Raw genomic sequence first — 14,518 nt, 5'->3', positions numbered from 1 at the left:
TTTATCTTTAAGCAAACAGTAACCACCGCATTGTAAATTTTCCAATTCGTGGCAAAATAAAACGTAAAACCCACTTTACAAGTAGCGGTACAAAAACTGACAACAACACAAAAAACAAAACGTTCATAGCAGAACTAAGAATGACACTAGGAATTAAACAAGTTATTCCCCACGCAATCCAATTTACATACTTAGAATCGATAGAAGTAAATCTCTGAAGTTTATTAGCAATTACATAACGGATAATAGCAAATACTATAGTTGCTACAAACCAAGCAAATATAGAGAGTAGTATCCCAGCTTTTGCTTGATAAAGTTTATCGGCTACAAAACTAGTAGGTGCAAAAGAAGCTAATTCCCAAGCTAAAAGATTTAATTTTTTCCGCAAGTAACTTAATAATTGTTCTGTTAGCCAATAATGAGCAGAGACAATTATTAAGCAGTTTGGATCTTGGAGAAAGTCTCTGCGAATTTTATAAAATATATCACCACTTAAAAACACAGTACTTTGTAAAAGTATGTCTGATTTATCACAAACAGATGCAGCAATTTGGAGTTCTTGATAGTAACAATTAAAAGTAAATCCAGATTGTAAATTTGTTTTCTTACTTAAAGGTTTACTCAGAAGTAATCTAAAAATATTAATGATTAAAACAATGTAAGAATTTTGAGACTTATTGCTCAAATTTTCTGGATTATTGAAAAAGCTATAGTACCACAAGGTAACTAGTAGTCTTGGTGGAATATACAAAGAACAACCAGTTTTTTGTGCTTGCTGAATCTGTGCGACAACTATGGCATTGAGATAAAAATTATACTGTCCTTGCTCAAACTTGAGTTCAAAAGCAGCGCCTTGAGGAATTTGCAAGTAACAAGAGAATGTAACGCCAGCTTGCTTATCAGCAATTGTATTATCAACGGCCATTTCGAGATAGAGATGAATTAGCGATACCCTGTACTAAAGTAATCAAAAAATCTAGCATTCCACGCCACTGTTTTTCACCCGCAACTACTCCTTCTGTATGTATTTTGAGGATTAAATCTTTCTCGTAATCAGGCAATTGAAACAGTTCTTTATGGTAACGGCTGATAATATCGCCATCTAACTGCATAACAGTTTGGGCATAAATAATATCAATTGTAGATTTTGTGGCATCACCGCTGTCAAGAGCAGCTTTAAGCTCTGCTACTTTCCGCAAGGTACGCACAAACTTATCATTACTCAATATTTCTTGGATTTCCAGGCAATTTTCTTCCCAATCTTTGTGCCAATCTACTTGGTTTTCTCCTTCAATTACAGGAGTTGGAGGAGGTAATATTGGTCGAGCTAGCTTCACATATTTTGGATCAGTTTCAACTATCTCTCCATGTTTTTGTTTTTTTAAAATTGCCAAACGTTGTTGATATCTTTCTACTTTTTCATTGGGTAATTTATAAAGCTTGGAGTTAGGATCAATTAGAAGATAAAAATACTCTCTTTCAACTTGTGCAAACAAACTTCGATAGCGGTCACGTAAGTTTTGATCTTGAGGACTATCGCCAGGAATTCCTCTTTCATCAAAATATTCGGGGTCATTGATAGAATAAATTGTTTGATATGCCTGCCAAGCATTAAACTTGGCCCCACTAATTTGCTCGACAACCATCGTATTTACTTCTAAGGCTGTAATATCGTCTACTAGTCCTTGTACAGACTTCACCAAGTTGTCTAACAAACATCGAGCTTGAGTTTGAATCTCATTAGGCATACTGAAAACCTCTAAAATACTCTTGACTAAATTTAGTTATAGTGCTGAGTTTATTAATCAATACCAATACTATGTAACCTACAGCTTGCACTAGATTGCTGTAGGTATTTGATTTTAAATATAAATTTATCAATGATACTTAAGAACGAGAGATTGATTGTTGTGAACTTTTGCGTGTTCTCAGCATTTCCATCAAAATGCCATAAATTTTATGCACAGATTCTATATTTTTTTGCATAATTTCACGACTTTCTTTAACTTGACTTAAATGAAATTCGCGTAGTTCTGTATAAGGGCCACTACCAACAAATTGACTTCCCACCTCATTTTTGATATCACCATTAACAAGATTGACAATAGTATGTATGCGATTACCTGCTTTAGGTAATTCTTGCCCATTTTGTAATTCACTACCTGAATTAGTAGATGGTTCTGAAACCCAAGTAGTAATTTCTAATTCCACAACTTGAACTATTGCTTTTTTAATAGCATCAGTAATGTCGTCAAAATTAAATCCATTTCTATCAGCATTGAGATTAGTAATTATTGTCTCAAAATCACTCACTTTTGTGGTAATAGCTTGATCATTACTTTCAATGGTTTCTGTAACATTATTGTCCATAATATTGCGATAGTTGCAGTTGTAAGTACAAACAAAATTTAATTCTAGTATTCTAGTGTAAGCTTCAGTAATTTTACTTAAAAAAAGCAAGTAAACTCAAAACAACTTAATGATTTAAGAATTGTTTCTAAAGAAAAGTGAAGTTGCGACTTCTAAAAAATATAGCGCTTATCGGTTTTATACAGTAGATTCTGGTGGGGGAAGAAGGACTAGGAACTAGAGATTAGGGGCTAGATTTGAAACACACTTAAAGGAGCCAGTATCATAGTTGTAGTGAGCATTACTCCTCCTAAAAATATAAGACTTACGCAATAACTCTCTGAAACCTTCTTAAGTTTGTGTCCTTTGTCTTGAAAAGTTTGTTACGGAGGGAAACCCTCCTGACAACTTTTCGCTGTGTCCTACACTGCGGGTACTCCTTCGGAGAACTCGTACCCCTATGGGGAAGCAAGCTACGCGTAGCGTCTCCGTCAGGAGAAGAGTAGCTGCTGGCGCGTCTATGTGGTAGCCTGCGGCAAGCCGAAGAAAGTGTGTCTACGTTTTATCATAATTTTGCGTAAGTCTTGAGATACTTATATTTTTTCACTAATCAAATCGGATTCCTATTATGTGGTTGTTATCTCGTCAAGCTGTCATCACGCCTTTTGTAGCTTGTTTGTGCATGTTAGGAGTTGGCTTAATTCAATTTCCCAAACTGCAAAAACTCCTATATAACCAACAAGCTATTTCCATAGAAGCTTTAGAAAAAGATATTCAATTAGAAAAATTGCGGCTGAGTTTCTTGAAGAGAATACCTAGTTTTGGTTATGACAATTTTATTGCAGATTGGGTATATCTCAATTTTTTACCATATTTTGGTGATGATGAAGCACGTGCTAAAACAGGTTACAGCTTGAGTCCAGAATATTTTGAAGTAGTTCTTAAACATGACCCCCGTTTTTTAGCAGCTTATTTGAGTCTTTCTGCTAGTACTTCTATTTATGCTGCTATGCCAGAACGAACTATAAATTTAATGGAGAAAGGTTTAAAGTCATTATCTCCTCAAGTTCCTGAAAAATCTTATTATGTGTGGCGTTATAAAGCAATTGATGAATTACTATTTATGGGCAATTCCCAAGCTGCTCAATATTCTTTCAAAATGGCAGCAGACTGGGCCAATAGTTATTCAGATGAAGAAAGTAAATATGTCGCTGCAATTTCTCAAAAAACAGCGGAATTTTTGAGTCAAAATCCTAATAGTAAATACGCTCAAATCGCTACTTGGTCGATGGTGTTAAGTAATGAGGTAGATGAAAAAACTCGTAAAATAGCAATTAAGAGAATTGAGGCTTTGGGTGGAAAGGTAATTACTACTCCTGAAGGCACTCAAAAAATTATGTTTCCCCCAAAAGATTGAATTATGAGTCAGTGGTCAGTGGTCAGTGGTTGGTGGTCAGTGGTCAGTGGTCAGTGGTCAGTGGTCACAAAAAAATAACTAACAACTAACAACTAACAACTAACAACTAACAAATGACAAATCAAATTTTTTGGTATGGTGGCAAGTTGATTCAATCCCAAACCTTAGAGTTAAATATTAACGATCCGGGTTTACTTTATGGAGCAACGGTTTTTACAACGCTGCGAGTTTATGATAATTCACTCGATAGTAGTTTAACTAATTGGCTTTTACACTGCGATCGCCTACTTTTTTCTTTACAATCTTTTGGTTGGCAACAACCAGACTGGAACCGTGTACGCCAAGGTGCAGAAGCTATCCTTGCACATTTCCCCGTTCTCAGAATTACTCTTTTTTCGGATGGCCGGGAGTGGATAACCGGTAGATTATTGCCCCACGATTTAACAGAAAGACAAAAAAACGGCATTAGCACAAGTTTGGCTACATCACAATTTGCTCGTAGTCTGACTTCTCATAAAACCGGAAACTACCTCAGTGCATGGTTAGCCAGAATTAGTGTGCAGCAAAATGCCCAAGAAGCGATTTTAGTAGATATAGCAGGTAATTGGTTGGAAACTACCACAGGCAACCTCTGGGGATGGCAGAATGGTAGTTGGTGGACACCACCTCTGACAGCAGGTATTTTACCGGGAATCGTGCGATCGCAACTTATTAACTGGCTACAAAATCAACAGCAAACAGTACAAGAGGAACCTTGGACTAGTGAATTAGTTCAGGGATTTGAAGCGATCGCCTACACTAATAGTGTGGTAGAAATTATTCCCATTCATACCGTTCACCAACCTACAGGGTCGCTACAATATAATCCCTACCATCCTAGTTTTCAGCAAATAAGGGAGTTTTTTAGCATGACAGGCACGCCATTCTGTTATACCTTAAAATAAGTTAACATAATTCTTAATAAAGCCCTGTCTTTAAAGAGACGCTGCGTGAACGCAAAAAAATACGGGAGGATTAACCTCAGTGAATAAAAGATGGAGAAATACGGGGCTGTATGCCCTGCTGTTTATTGTTGTGATTGCGCTGGGAACAGCATTTTTTGACAAACAACCCCAAAGTAGAGAGACATGGCGCTATAGCCAGTTTATTCAAGAAGTTGAAAAAGGCAGAGTAGAAAAAGTCAGTTTGAGTGCAGACCGTTCTACAGCCTTAGTTACACCCAAATATGACCCTAATAAGAAGTTAGTAACCTTGGTCAACGACCAAGACCTAATTAATACTCTGACTGCAAAAGGTGTTGATATTTCTGTTTTGCCTCAAACCGATGAAGGATTTTGGTTTAAGGCACTCAGCAGCTTATTTTTCCCTGTATTACTTCTGGTTGGTTTGTTCTTCTTGTTACGCCGCGCTCAAAGTGGCCCAGGTAGCCAAGCAATGAACTTTGGCAAATCCAAAGCCAGAGTGCAAATGGAGCCACAAACTCAAGTCACATTTGGCGACGTTGCTGGTATTGACCAAGCCAAGTTGGAACTAAATGAAGTCGTAGACTTTCTCAAAAATGCTGATCGCTTTACCGCAGTCGGTGCAAAAATTCCTAAAGGTGTACTGTTAGTTGGCCCTCCTGGTACAGGTAAAACCCTCCTAGCTCGTGCTGTTGCAGGCGAAGCGGGTGTACCCTTCTTCTCCATCTCCGGTTCGGAATTTGTCGAAATGTTTGTGGGTGTGGGTGCGTCCCGTGTCCGCGACTTGTTTGAACAAGCTAAATCTAATGCTCCTTGTATCGTCTTCATCGATGAAATTGACGCTGTAGGTCGTCAACGGGGTGCAGGTTTAGGCGGTGGTAACGATGAGCGTGAACAAACCCTCAACCAGTTACTCACCGAAATGGATGGTTTTGAAGGTAACACTGGTATTATTATCATTGCTGCTACCAACCGTCCTGATGTTCTAGATGCAGCACTGTTGCGTCCTGGTCGTTTTGACCGTCAAGTAGTAGTAGACCGTCCCGACTATGCCGGACGTAGCGAAATTCTTAAAGTTCACGCTCGTGGTAAGACTTTAGCCAAAGATGTGGACTTGGATAGAATCGCCCGCAGGACTCCTGGGTTTACTGGTGCAGATTTATCCAACCTACTCAATGAAGCCGCAATTCTGGCAGCACGGCGGAATTTGACCGAAATTTCGATGGATGAGATCAATGATGCCATTGATCGCGTCTTAGCTGGCCCAGAAAAGAAAGACCGGGTAATGAGCGAAAAGCGCAAAACCTTGGTAGCATATCATGAAGCTGGTCACGCCTTAGTTGGTGCTTTGATGCCAGACTATGACCCAGTACAAAAAATCAGCATCATTCCTCGTGGTCGCGCTGGTGGTTTAACTTGGTTCACCCCTAGCGAAGACCGCATGGATACTGGTTTGTACAGCCGCGCCTATCTAGAAAATCAGATGGCAGTAGCTTTGGGTGGTCGGCTTGCTGAAGAATTAATCTTTGGTGAAGAAGAAGTGACCACCGGTGCTTCTAATGACCTACAACAAGTAGCAAGAGTTGCCCGTCAAATGATTACCCGCTTTGGCATGAGCGACAGACTTGGCCCAGTTGCCCTTGGTCGTCAGCAAGGTAACATGTTCCTCGGCCGGGATATCATGTCAGAACGTGATTTTTCTGAAGAAACCGCAGCTGCCATTGATGAAGAAGTCCGTAAACTTGTGGATGTAGCTTATACACGCGCTAAAGAAGTGTTAGTGAATAACCGCCACATTCTAGACCAACTAGCGCAAATGCTGGTTGATAAAGAAACGGTAGATGCCGAGGAATTGCAAGAAATTTTGGCAAGTAATGATGTCACAACTGCTGCGTTTGCCTAAATCATTTTTGGTTGAAATTTAAAGTCTCAATTTAGGGTAATTCTGGAATTTGACAGAGTTACCCTAATTGGGAGCATCCCAGTTGCATCAGCCAAATCCATTGGTCGATCTTGGTATTTTTCCATTAATACAAACAACCGATTATAATCATTAGGCGGAATTTCATAGATAATGAGCAAATCGTCTAAAAGCATTTAAGCAAAACTCCTGTATCACACAGAATCACAACTCTAAACCCTGCTGACGATATTTTTCCAGTAAGCGTTGCTAGCTAATTATCACATGCAATATCTTTCAGCTTAACAACTGCTGCAACTAATTCTTCTGCGTCAAAAGGCTTGGGTAAATGTATCTGAAACCCGGCTTCTAGTGCTTGTTCCCGATCATAGTTTCTCGCAAAAGCGGTCAAAGCGATCGCGGGAATTTTTCCACCTTGTTCTGGTGTCCAAGTTCTTACTTCACGAATTAGCATATAGCCATCCATTCCGGGCATACTAATGTCGCTAATTAGCACATCTGGCTTTGTCTGTTTCAAAGTCTGTAATGCTTCCAAGGCTGAAGATGCCGCAATCACCTCAGCTCCGTCTTGCTGTAAGACAAAAACAATGAAATCTCGTGAATCAGCATCATCATCAACAACTAAAATCTGCACAGTAGCTAGAGGTAAAGATTCAGGAGTGAATGATAAGTGATGATTTTGTTCAGTTACCGTGCTTAAACTCTCATTTCTCACAACCGGTAACTGGACGTTAAATGTTGACCCCTGATTCTCGCCAGCACTTTCTGCTTTAACTGTACCGCCATGCATTTCGATGATCTTACGCACAATTGCTAGCCCCAATCCTAATCCGCCAAATGTTCTAGTGGAGCTGCTATCTGCTTGCCGGAAGTAATCAAAAGCATAAGGTAAAAACTCTGCACTCATGCCCTTGCCTGTATCACTAACTACGATTTGAGCGCAATTATCAACTTGCTCTAGTCGCACTTCTATTTTTCCAGCACTGGGTGTAAATTTGACAGCATTGGAAAGAAGATTCCAAACAACTTGCTGTAAGCGGGCAGAATCGCCCATAACTTGTCCTACACTCGGTGCAAATATTGTAATTACCTGAATCGATTTAGTTTCTGCTGCTAAACGTATGGTCTCTAGGGCGAACAACACTATAGACTCTAAGTTTAGATTAGTAATATTTAATATTAATTTGCCCTGTAAAATTCTAGAGATATCCAGCAAATCTTCAATCAATTGGACTTGTAATTTGGCATTACGCTCAATTGTTGCTAGGGCTTGAGATGTTTTCGCCGGTTCAAGCCGACGGCTTTGCAATAACTTAGACCAGCCAAGAATGGCATTAAGTGGGGTACGTAGTTCATGGGAGAGAACGGCAAGAAATTCATCTTTAATTCGATTAGCTGATTCTGCTTTTGCTCGTGCTGCTTTTTCTAATTCAAATAACTGCGCGCGTTCTTGTAATATTTGTTTTTGTTCGTCAATATCAGTACAAGTTCCAAACCATTTGATTACACGATTTTGCTCATCTTTGAGAGGGAAGCCCCGCGCTAGTTGCCAACGATAAGAACCATCACTAACTGATTTCAACCGATATTCATTTTCATACAAAGTGCCACTTTTTGTAGCATTTGACCACACCTCTTCAGCTTTTACTACATCATCTGGATGCAATGCTGCCACCCAACCAGAACCCAAAGATTGCTCTAATGTTAGCCCTGTATAATCGCACCAATTTTGATTAAAATAATCGCATTGACCATCAGCATCAGTTGTCCATACAAGTTGAGGAATTGCATTAGCCAAGTAACGGTAACGCTGTTCACTTTGTCGCAAAACTTCTACAATCCGCTGGCGTTCAGCGATTTCTTGCTCTAATTGTTTGTTAGTCTTGGTAATTTCATGGGTACGAAGAGCAACTAATTCCTCCAGATGATTCTGGTAATTTCTCAGTTCGGCTTCTACCCGTGACCGTTCGGTTATTTGTATTTGCAGTTGTTGATTTGCTTGTTCTAATTGAGCAGGACTGGGAAGTGCCAACGCTTGTGGTACTAATGGCACAAGTTTTATTGCCGTAATTAAAGATATGGTTGCAGTTACCGCTTTGACTAACCCCGACAACCAATAAGTGGGATGCCAAAGTGTCCAAATCTCTATTAGGTGGGTAGTGCCGCAAGCGACAATAAATGCGCTAAATAATAAGAAAATCCAATCAAAAGGTAGATCTTGCCGCTTGCGAACAAAATAAAACAGTGTTGCTGGAATAGAATAATATGCTAGGGCAATGAGTGCGTCAGATATTAAATGTAACCAAACTAAATTTGTTTGCCATAAATAGCAGTGTCCGTGCGGTATAAATGACTCTGAGCTAAATAAATTAATCCATAATTCTGACATAGGTTTTAATTAAAATAGGCATTCTAAATTTTTGACCGCACAGAAACGAAGCTAATTAGCAAACATGATTGCATGTTTGATTGCTAGCTCCTCAATTTCATTTATGAAAAATATTTATTCATCAGTTGTCGTCTATCTAGCGGTAATCTGATGATATATAGTTTTAAAACATATATAGTGTTAATTTAATTTTCTTGAGCGCTATGATAGCTTTGCCATGCTATTTCTAGCATAGCTGAATGGCATCAGCGATCGCTTATCTCCAATCACATTTTATAGGTTCAGGCGAAGCGCAATACCGTTCAATTAAACCAAAAAGCTTATTTAGAGAAGCATTTATCGCGTCTGATAAGACCAATACCCTTAATTGAACCGTATTGATATATGACGCACCTTCAATAGTCGCTACTTCTTTGATGCATATTATTTAAATATTCTCCACTGACCCGCATCATTTACCCTGACAACGGTTAGCACATCTGAAGTGACCGACTCAGTGTCAATTTGGATAAATAAATTACACAATGCAGCAAATAAACTGCTGAATTTTAGCGGACTATATTAATATTGTTCACTTCAGTGGGAATCATATAGAAAATCACAACTAGAAGTTGAGGTAAGTTTCATGATTAATTTATATAAACTTTCAGGAGCATTACTGAATTAGACATCAAATTCTGTTTGAGTCAGGCAATCAGATAATCTTTAAGTGCAAATACTGAGAGAAAAAAAGTTGGATTTTGGTAACTTAGCAGTATTGTTGCAGTCTTATCAACTGAAAGTTACTCAAAAAGCAGTGGCTGTATTTGGTCTTTACCTTTTGTTAACTTATTTTCCCAAAATGTTCACCAATCTCAGTACAAACTAGTAAGTAAATTAACAATAAAATCCGCTTTTGAGAAGTTTAAGAATCTGTCAATAATGCTGCTGTCATCGAATTTATTCACAATTTCTGCCTGAAACTCTTGTATTTGATGCAACAAAAAAACTGCTAATTAATATTTTGACGATAATTGTGGCAAAATTTCTGCCCAAATTTAGCTTAAGTAAAAGCAAAATGAGTACAACCCCTATAAATAGCTACCGATTGACCCAGAAACTACATCCATTATCGCTTTTGGCACAACTAACTAGTCGCCATGCTACAGGCTGCTTGCGAGTATTTACCCATGAAGTTTCTTGGTCAATCAATCTAGAAGACGGTAAACTTACTTACGCTTCTTATTCAGATAATCTGTTTGAGCGACTTGACAACCATTTGCGGCGCTTGAGTCAAAAGATTCCTACTCTTAACAGCGCCACTCGCGTACATCTGCGGCTAATGTTTGAGCCAAAAAACGGCAATCAGTCGATACAATACGCAGATTACCAAGCGATTTGCTGGCTAGTTAATCAGGATTATCTTACCTCTACACAAGCAGGGAACCTCATAGATAGCTTGGCGAAAGAAGTTTTAGAGTCATTTTTGGTAGTTCAAGAAGGAAGTTATGAGTTTTATCCTGAAAGTTCCTGGGATGAATTACCAAAATTTTGTCATTTGGACTTGCGTTTAATAGTCGAATACTGTCAAAAGCAGTTACGAAATCGACAAAATATGCAATTACCAGTTAATGATAATAGAGGTTCTCTAGTTTTTTCTACAGCCAAGTCGCCTCAAACTCAATCACAAATTCAAAATGGGCAACGATTACCAAGACAAAATAATTTTGAATCTTCTGAAAATAGAAATAACAAAGTTGCCGAACCATTTGTGAGAAAAAGCCTCTATACAATTGCCTGTATAGATGATAGCCAAACAGTGTTAAATTCTATCAAGTTATTTTTAGGTGAAAATGCATTTTCAGTAGTAGCAGTTAACGATCCGTTAAAAGCTTTGATGCAAATTCTCCGCAGCAAACCAGATCTAATTTTATTAGATGTTGAGATGCCAAATTTAGACGGCTACGAACTGTGTTCTTTATTACGTAGACATTCCGCTTTTAAAGATACACCAATTATTATGGTAACTGGTAGAACGGGATTTATTGATAGAGCAAAAGCCAAAATGGTGAGAGCATCAGGCTATTTAACTAAGCCTTTCACACAACCAGAATTGCTCAAAATAGTGTTTAAACATATCGGCTAATTAAATAAAATTTAGTCCTAAATTAGGCATATTTAATTAAAACAAACTTGTTTTTAAGGAGATTGATTTAGTGAGTCTTACCTTAGTTGGTACGGTTCTGATTGCAGAAGATTCCCCTAGTGAATTGGAACTAATGAGCCATTATCTTCAAGAAAGTGGTTACAACGTAATTAAGTCTAGTGGTGCGAAAGAAGCTCTCGAAAAAGCTTTATCGCAAAAACCAGACGTGATTATTACCGATGTTGTCATGCCTGGTATGAGTGGATTTGAATTGTGTCGCGCTCTGAAAAAAAATTCATTAACTCAAAAAATACCCATAGTGATATGTAGTTCTAAAAATCTAGAAATTGACCGATTGTGGGCAATGAAACAAGGTGCTGATGTTTATATGACTAAGCCATATACACGCGAACAGCTTTTGCGTGCTATTAAATCAGTGGTATTTTAAATCGATGAATAATTCCAAAATTGTAATAGCAGATCAAGCAATATCAAATAATTTATTAGATGGCTATCTCAAATTTCAGTTAAATCAACAAACTACTGCTGTGATCTCAATGAAGCATACACAAGAAGCAGTGATGTTGCCAGTTGAAACTGTAACTTCCATGCCAAATTTGCCTGCTTGTATCTTGGGGTTAATGAATTGGCGGAGTCGGATAGTTTGGATAGTTGATCTGCCTAAGATGCTCAATTTAGAATTTTTAGATCATAGACCGCGACAATACAACGTAATCGTTATTAAAGTAGAAGCGTTGCTTTTAGGTTTAGTTGTGCATGAAATTAAAGGCACAACTAAGTTTATGCCTGATGATATTGGTTCTCCGGTTGGACAAGTGGCATCTAGTTTAGTTCCTTATTTACGTGGATGCGTTGTGCAACAAGAGGAAATTTTGCTGGTGTTAGATGCACAAGCTATTGTAGATTCTTCTATTCTCCGCAATGATTAGGCCTTACTAAAAATTGCATTTTTAGTGTTTTCATTTACCTATTCTGGAGAATTTATGTATGTTTAATAAAACTGACATGACTAAAAGTAGTGATGCTCAAAATCGAGCAGCGTTCGTTTCATCCCAAAAAGTCACCGATAACATAGCACAACTACCAAATAAGCCTCATACTGTACCTATTAATGATTTCCCTTGGAATCATTTCAAGCGCCTAGGCTTGGGGAAAAAAGCTATAATTTTAGCGATCGCCATTGGTACAATACCAGTATTAGGCATAGGCGCGATCGCTTATAGCTTAGCCAATAAAGCAATTACTAAGCAAATTACTCAAGCTCAAGCAGCAGCAGCCGTTGAGTTAACAGAAGAAATCAACCGCTTGCTCTTGGGACGATATGGAGATATTCAATCACTCTCAAATATGCCATTTTTGGCAAATTATAAAGTTAGTGCCAGAACGACTAATCAAGAAAAACAAGCAGTCTTTAATCAAATGATTGAGGCGCAAAAAGCCTATGACAGTATTGCTGTTTTTGATCTTGAAGGCAACTTGATTGTGCAATCTACAGGCGAACCATTAGATAATCAAAAAGACCGCAACTATTTTCAACAGACTCTACAAAAAGATGCTCCTATCATTAGCAAGCCAGAAAAATCAAAAAATGCTGATGTCGCCAGTATTTATATAACTGCACCCATTAAAGATCCGGATACAAAGAAAACTCTAGCTGTGGTCAGGGCACGTATGCCCGTAACATCTTTAGCAGAGGTGATTAAAAATCATACGGCTAATGGACAACAATATTATTTGCTCGATACCTCAGGCAAAATTTTCTTGAGTTCCCAAAAAGCTTTATTAGGTAAAGAAGCAAAAGCTGAGTATCCTGGTTTAGCTCAACTGTTAACAGCCAAAAAAATTAATCCTTTCACCGCAGTTCAAAAAACTAATCAAAAACCAGAACTGGTTAGTTACATACCATCCACAAAACTAACCGGCTTACCAGATTTAAACTGGCAGTTACTATTATCTACAGATACAGCAACTGTATTTGCGCCCCGAAGACAATTGCTGTGGACGATCGCGATCGCCACAATTGTAACAGCATTAATTACGGCAGCGATCGCAGCTTGGTTAGCAAAGCGCAACACGCAGCCAATTCTCAATGCCACCGAAGCCTTAACAGAACTAGGTAAAGGTGAACTCAATACTCGTTTGGATACACAAAGAGAAGATGAGTTAGGAGTAATGAGTACAAATATTAACCAGATAGCTGCTCAATTACAAGTTTTGGTTACAGAAAAAGCAGAAATCGCACAAACCCAAAACACTACGCAACAAGGTTCGCAAGCAGAAACACTACAACAGCAACTTTTAGAACTACTTAACAACGTAGAAGGTGCAGCCAGGGGCGATTTAACAGTACGTGCAGATGTCACCACTGGAGAAATTGGCACTGTTGCCGACTTTTTCAACTCCATTGTGGAAAATCTCCGAGATATTGTCACCCAAGTTAAACAAGCAGCAACTCAAGTAGATGGCGCAATTGGTTCTAACGAAGGAGCCATTCGTCAACTCGCAGAAGAAGCACTCATTCAAGCTGACGAAATCAATCGCACCTTAGATGCTGTTGATCAAATGACCCATTCTATGCAAACCGTAGCCGACAACGCCCAACAAGCGGCAGTAGTTGCCAACCATGCTGCTCATAGTGCTAATAAAAGTGGTCAAGCGATGGATTTAACAGTGCAAAATATCCTTTCTTTGCGAGAAACCGTTGGTGAAACTACCAAAAAAGTGAAACGTTTAGGAGAATCCTCTCAACAAATTTCTCGCGTAGTCTCCTTAATTAACCAAATCGCCACACAAACCAACTTACTCGCTATTAACGCCGGCATTGAAGCCGCGCGCGCAGGTGAAGAAGGTCAAGGCTTTGCAGTAGTTGCTGAAGAAGTCGGTGAACTAGCAATCCGCAGTGCAGCCGCCACCCAAGAAATTGAACAGATTGTTGATAACATCCAACGGGAAACCAGCGAAGTAGTACAGGCGATGGAAATAGGAACCACTCAAGTTGTCGAAGGTACGCGGATTGTGGAAGAAGCAAAGCAAAGTCTGAGTCAGATTTTAGATGTATCCCGTCAAATTGACTCCTTAGTACAGTCGATTTCCACTGCAACTGCATCTCAGGTAGAAACATCACAAACTGTCAGTCAATTAATGCAAGATATTGCTGCCGGCTCACAACGTACCAGTGCTTCTTCACGTTTAGTTTCCAACTCTCTACAAAAAACTGTGGAGATTTCCCACCAATTGCAAGAGACTGTTGAGACTTTCAAAGTTAGTTAATTGTTAGTTGTTAGTTGTCAGTTGTCAGCTGCTAGTTGTTTGTTTTTAATACTGACCCTTCTCT

General features: G+C 38.8%; 12 protein-coding genes. 7 read left to right on the top strand and 5 right to left on the bottom strand.

Going from position 1 to position 14,518, the window contains the following annotated elements; translation table 11 throughout:
• Positions 1–7 precede the first annotated feature (7 nt).
• The 3 genes from I8751_RS01975 to I8751_RS01965 all read right to left on the bottom strand — a co-directional run bounded on the left by I8751_RS01975 (position 8) and on the right by I8751_RS01965 (position 2,370).
• A complete protein-coding gene (locus I8751_RS01975; RefSeq protein ID WP_214437480.1) occupies positions 8–925 on the bottom strand; it encodes a hypothetical protein in 918 nt (305 codons plus the stop codon).
• Complete coding sequence (locus I8751_RS01970) at positions 915–1,748, bottom strand: hypothetical protein (protein WP_214437479.1); 834 nt, start codon at positions 1,746–1,748, stop codon at positions 915–917. Before I8751_RS01970 ends, I8751_RS01975 begins: the two co-directional genes overlap by 11 nt.
• 139 nt (positions 1,749–1,887) lie before the next feature.
• Positions 1,888–2,370, bottom strand: a complete 483-nt coding sequence (locus tag I8751_RS01965; protein ID WP_214437478.1) for a hypothetical protein — start codon at positions 2,368–2,370, stop codon at positions 1,888–1,890.
• Between the two features lie 607 nt (positions 2,371–2,977).
• Between I8751_RS01965 and I8751_RS01960 the strand changes: the two genes are divergently transcribed.
• The 3 genes from I8751_RS01960 (at position 2,978) to ftsH3 (ending at position 6,631) form a co-directional block, all read left to right on the top strand.
• Positions 2,978–3,766: a hypothetical protein gene (locus I8751_RS01960; RefSeq protein ID WP_214437477.1), complete on the top strand. Its 789-nt coding sequence runs from the start codon at positions 2,978–2,980 to the stop codon at positions 3,764–3,766.
• A gap of 113 nt (positions 3,767–3,879) precedes the next feature.
• A complete protein-coding gene (locus tag I8751_RS01955) occupies positions 3,880–4,710 on the top strand; it encodes an aminotransferase class IV (protein WP_214437476.1) in 831 nt (276 codons plus the stop codon).
• A gap of 79 nt (positions 4,711–4,789) precedes the next feature.
• A complete protein-coding gene (gene ftsH3 / locus I8751_RS01950) occupies positions 4,790–6,631 on the top strand; it encodes an ATP-dependent zinc metalloprotease FtsH3 (RefSeq protein WP_214437475.1) in 1,842 nt (613 codons plus the stop codon).
• Between the two features lie 26 nt (positions 6,632–6,657).
• Here ftsH3 and I8751_RS01945 read toward each other — a convergent pair whose 3' ends face one another.
• Positions 6,658–6,825 (bottom strand): hypothetical protein, encoded by a 168-nt coding sequence (locus tag I8751_RS01945; protein WP_214437474.1) that lies wholly within the window; start codon positions 6,823–6,825, stop codon positions 6,658–6,660.
• 77 nt (positions 6,826–6,902) lie between these two features.
• Positions 6,903–9,038 carry a hybrid sensor histidine kinase/response regulator gene (locus tag I8751_RS01940; protein ID WP_214437473.1) on the bottom strand — a complete coding sequence of 712 codons (2,136 nt, stop codon included), beginning with the start codon at positions 9,036–9,038 and terminating at the stop codon, positions 6,903–6,905.
• A 1,057-nt stretch (positions 9,039–10,095) separates the two neighbouring features.
• Here I8751_RS01940 and I8751_RS01935 point away from each other — a divergent pair.
• From I8751_RS01935 to I8751_RS01920, 4 genes are all read left to right on the top strand, one after another.
• Positions 10,096–11,163, top strand: coding sequence for a response regulator (locus tag I8751_RS01935; protein ID WP_214437472.1), 1,068 nt, complete (start codon positions 10,096–10,098; stop codon positions 11,161–11,163).
• Between the two features lie 70 nt (positions 11,164–11,233).
• Positions 11,234–11,611 carry a response regulator gene (locus I8751_RS01930; protein ID WP_214437471.1) on the top strand — a complete coding sequence of 126 codons (378 nt, stop codon included), beginning with the start codon at positions 11,234–11,236 and terminating at the stop codon, positions 11,609–11,611.
• A gap of 4 nt (positions 11,612–11,615) precedes the next feature.
• Positions 11,616–12,113, top strand: coding sequence for a chemotaxis protein CheW (locus tag I8751_RS01925; RefSeq protein ID WP_214437470.1), 498 nt, complete (start codon positions 11,616–11,618; stop codon positions 12,111–12,113).
• A 58-nt stretch (positions 12,114–12,171) separates the two neighbouring features.
• On the top strand, positions 12,172–14,454 hold the full coding sequence (locus I8751_RS01920; RefSeq protein WP_214437469.1) for a methyl-accepting chemotaxis protein: 2,283 nt from the start codon (positions 12,172–12,174) through the stop codon (positions 14,452–14,454).
• The last annotated feature ends 64 nt before the right edge of the window (positions 14,455–14,518 follow it).

The organism is Atlanticothrix silvestris CENA357 (assembly GCF_016056295.1).
Taxonomy (GTDB): domain Bacteria; phylum Cyanobacteriota; class Cyanobacteriia; order Cyanobacteriales; family Nostocaceae; genus Atlanticothrix; species Atlanticothrix silvestris.
Note: the sequence above shows the minus strand (reverse complement) of the source record. Positions and strands in the feature narration are given on the sequence as shown.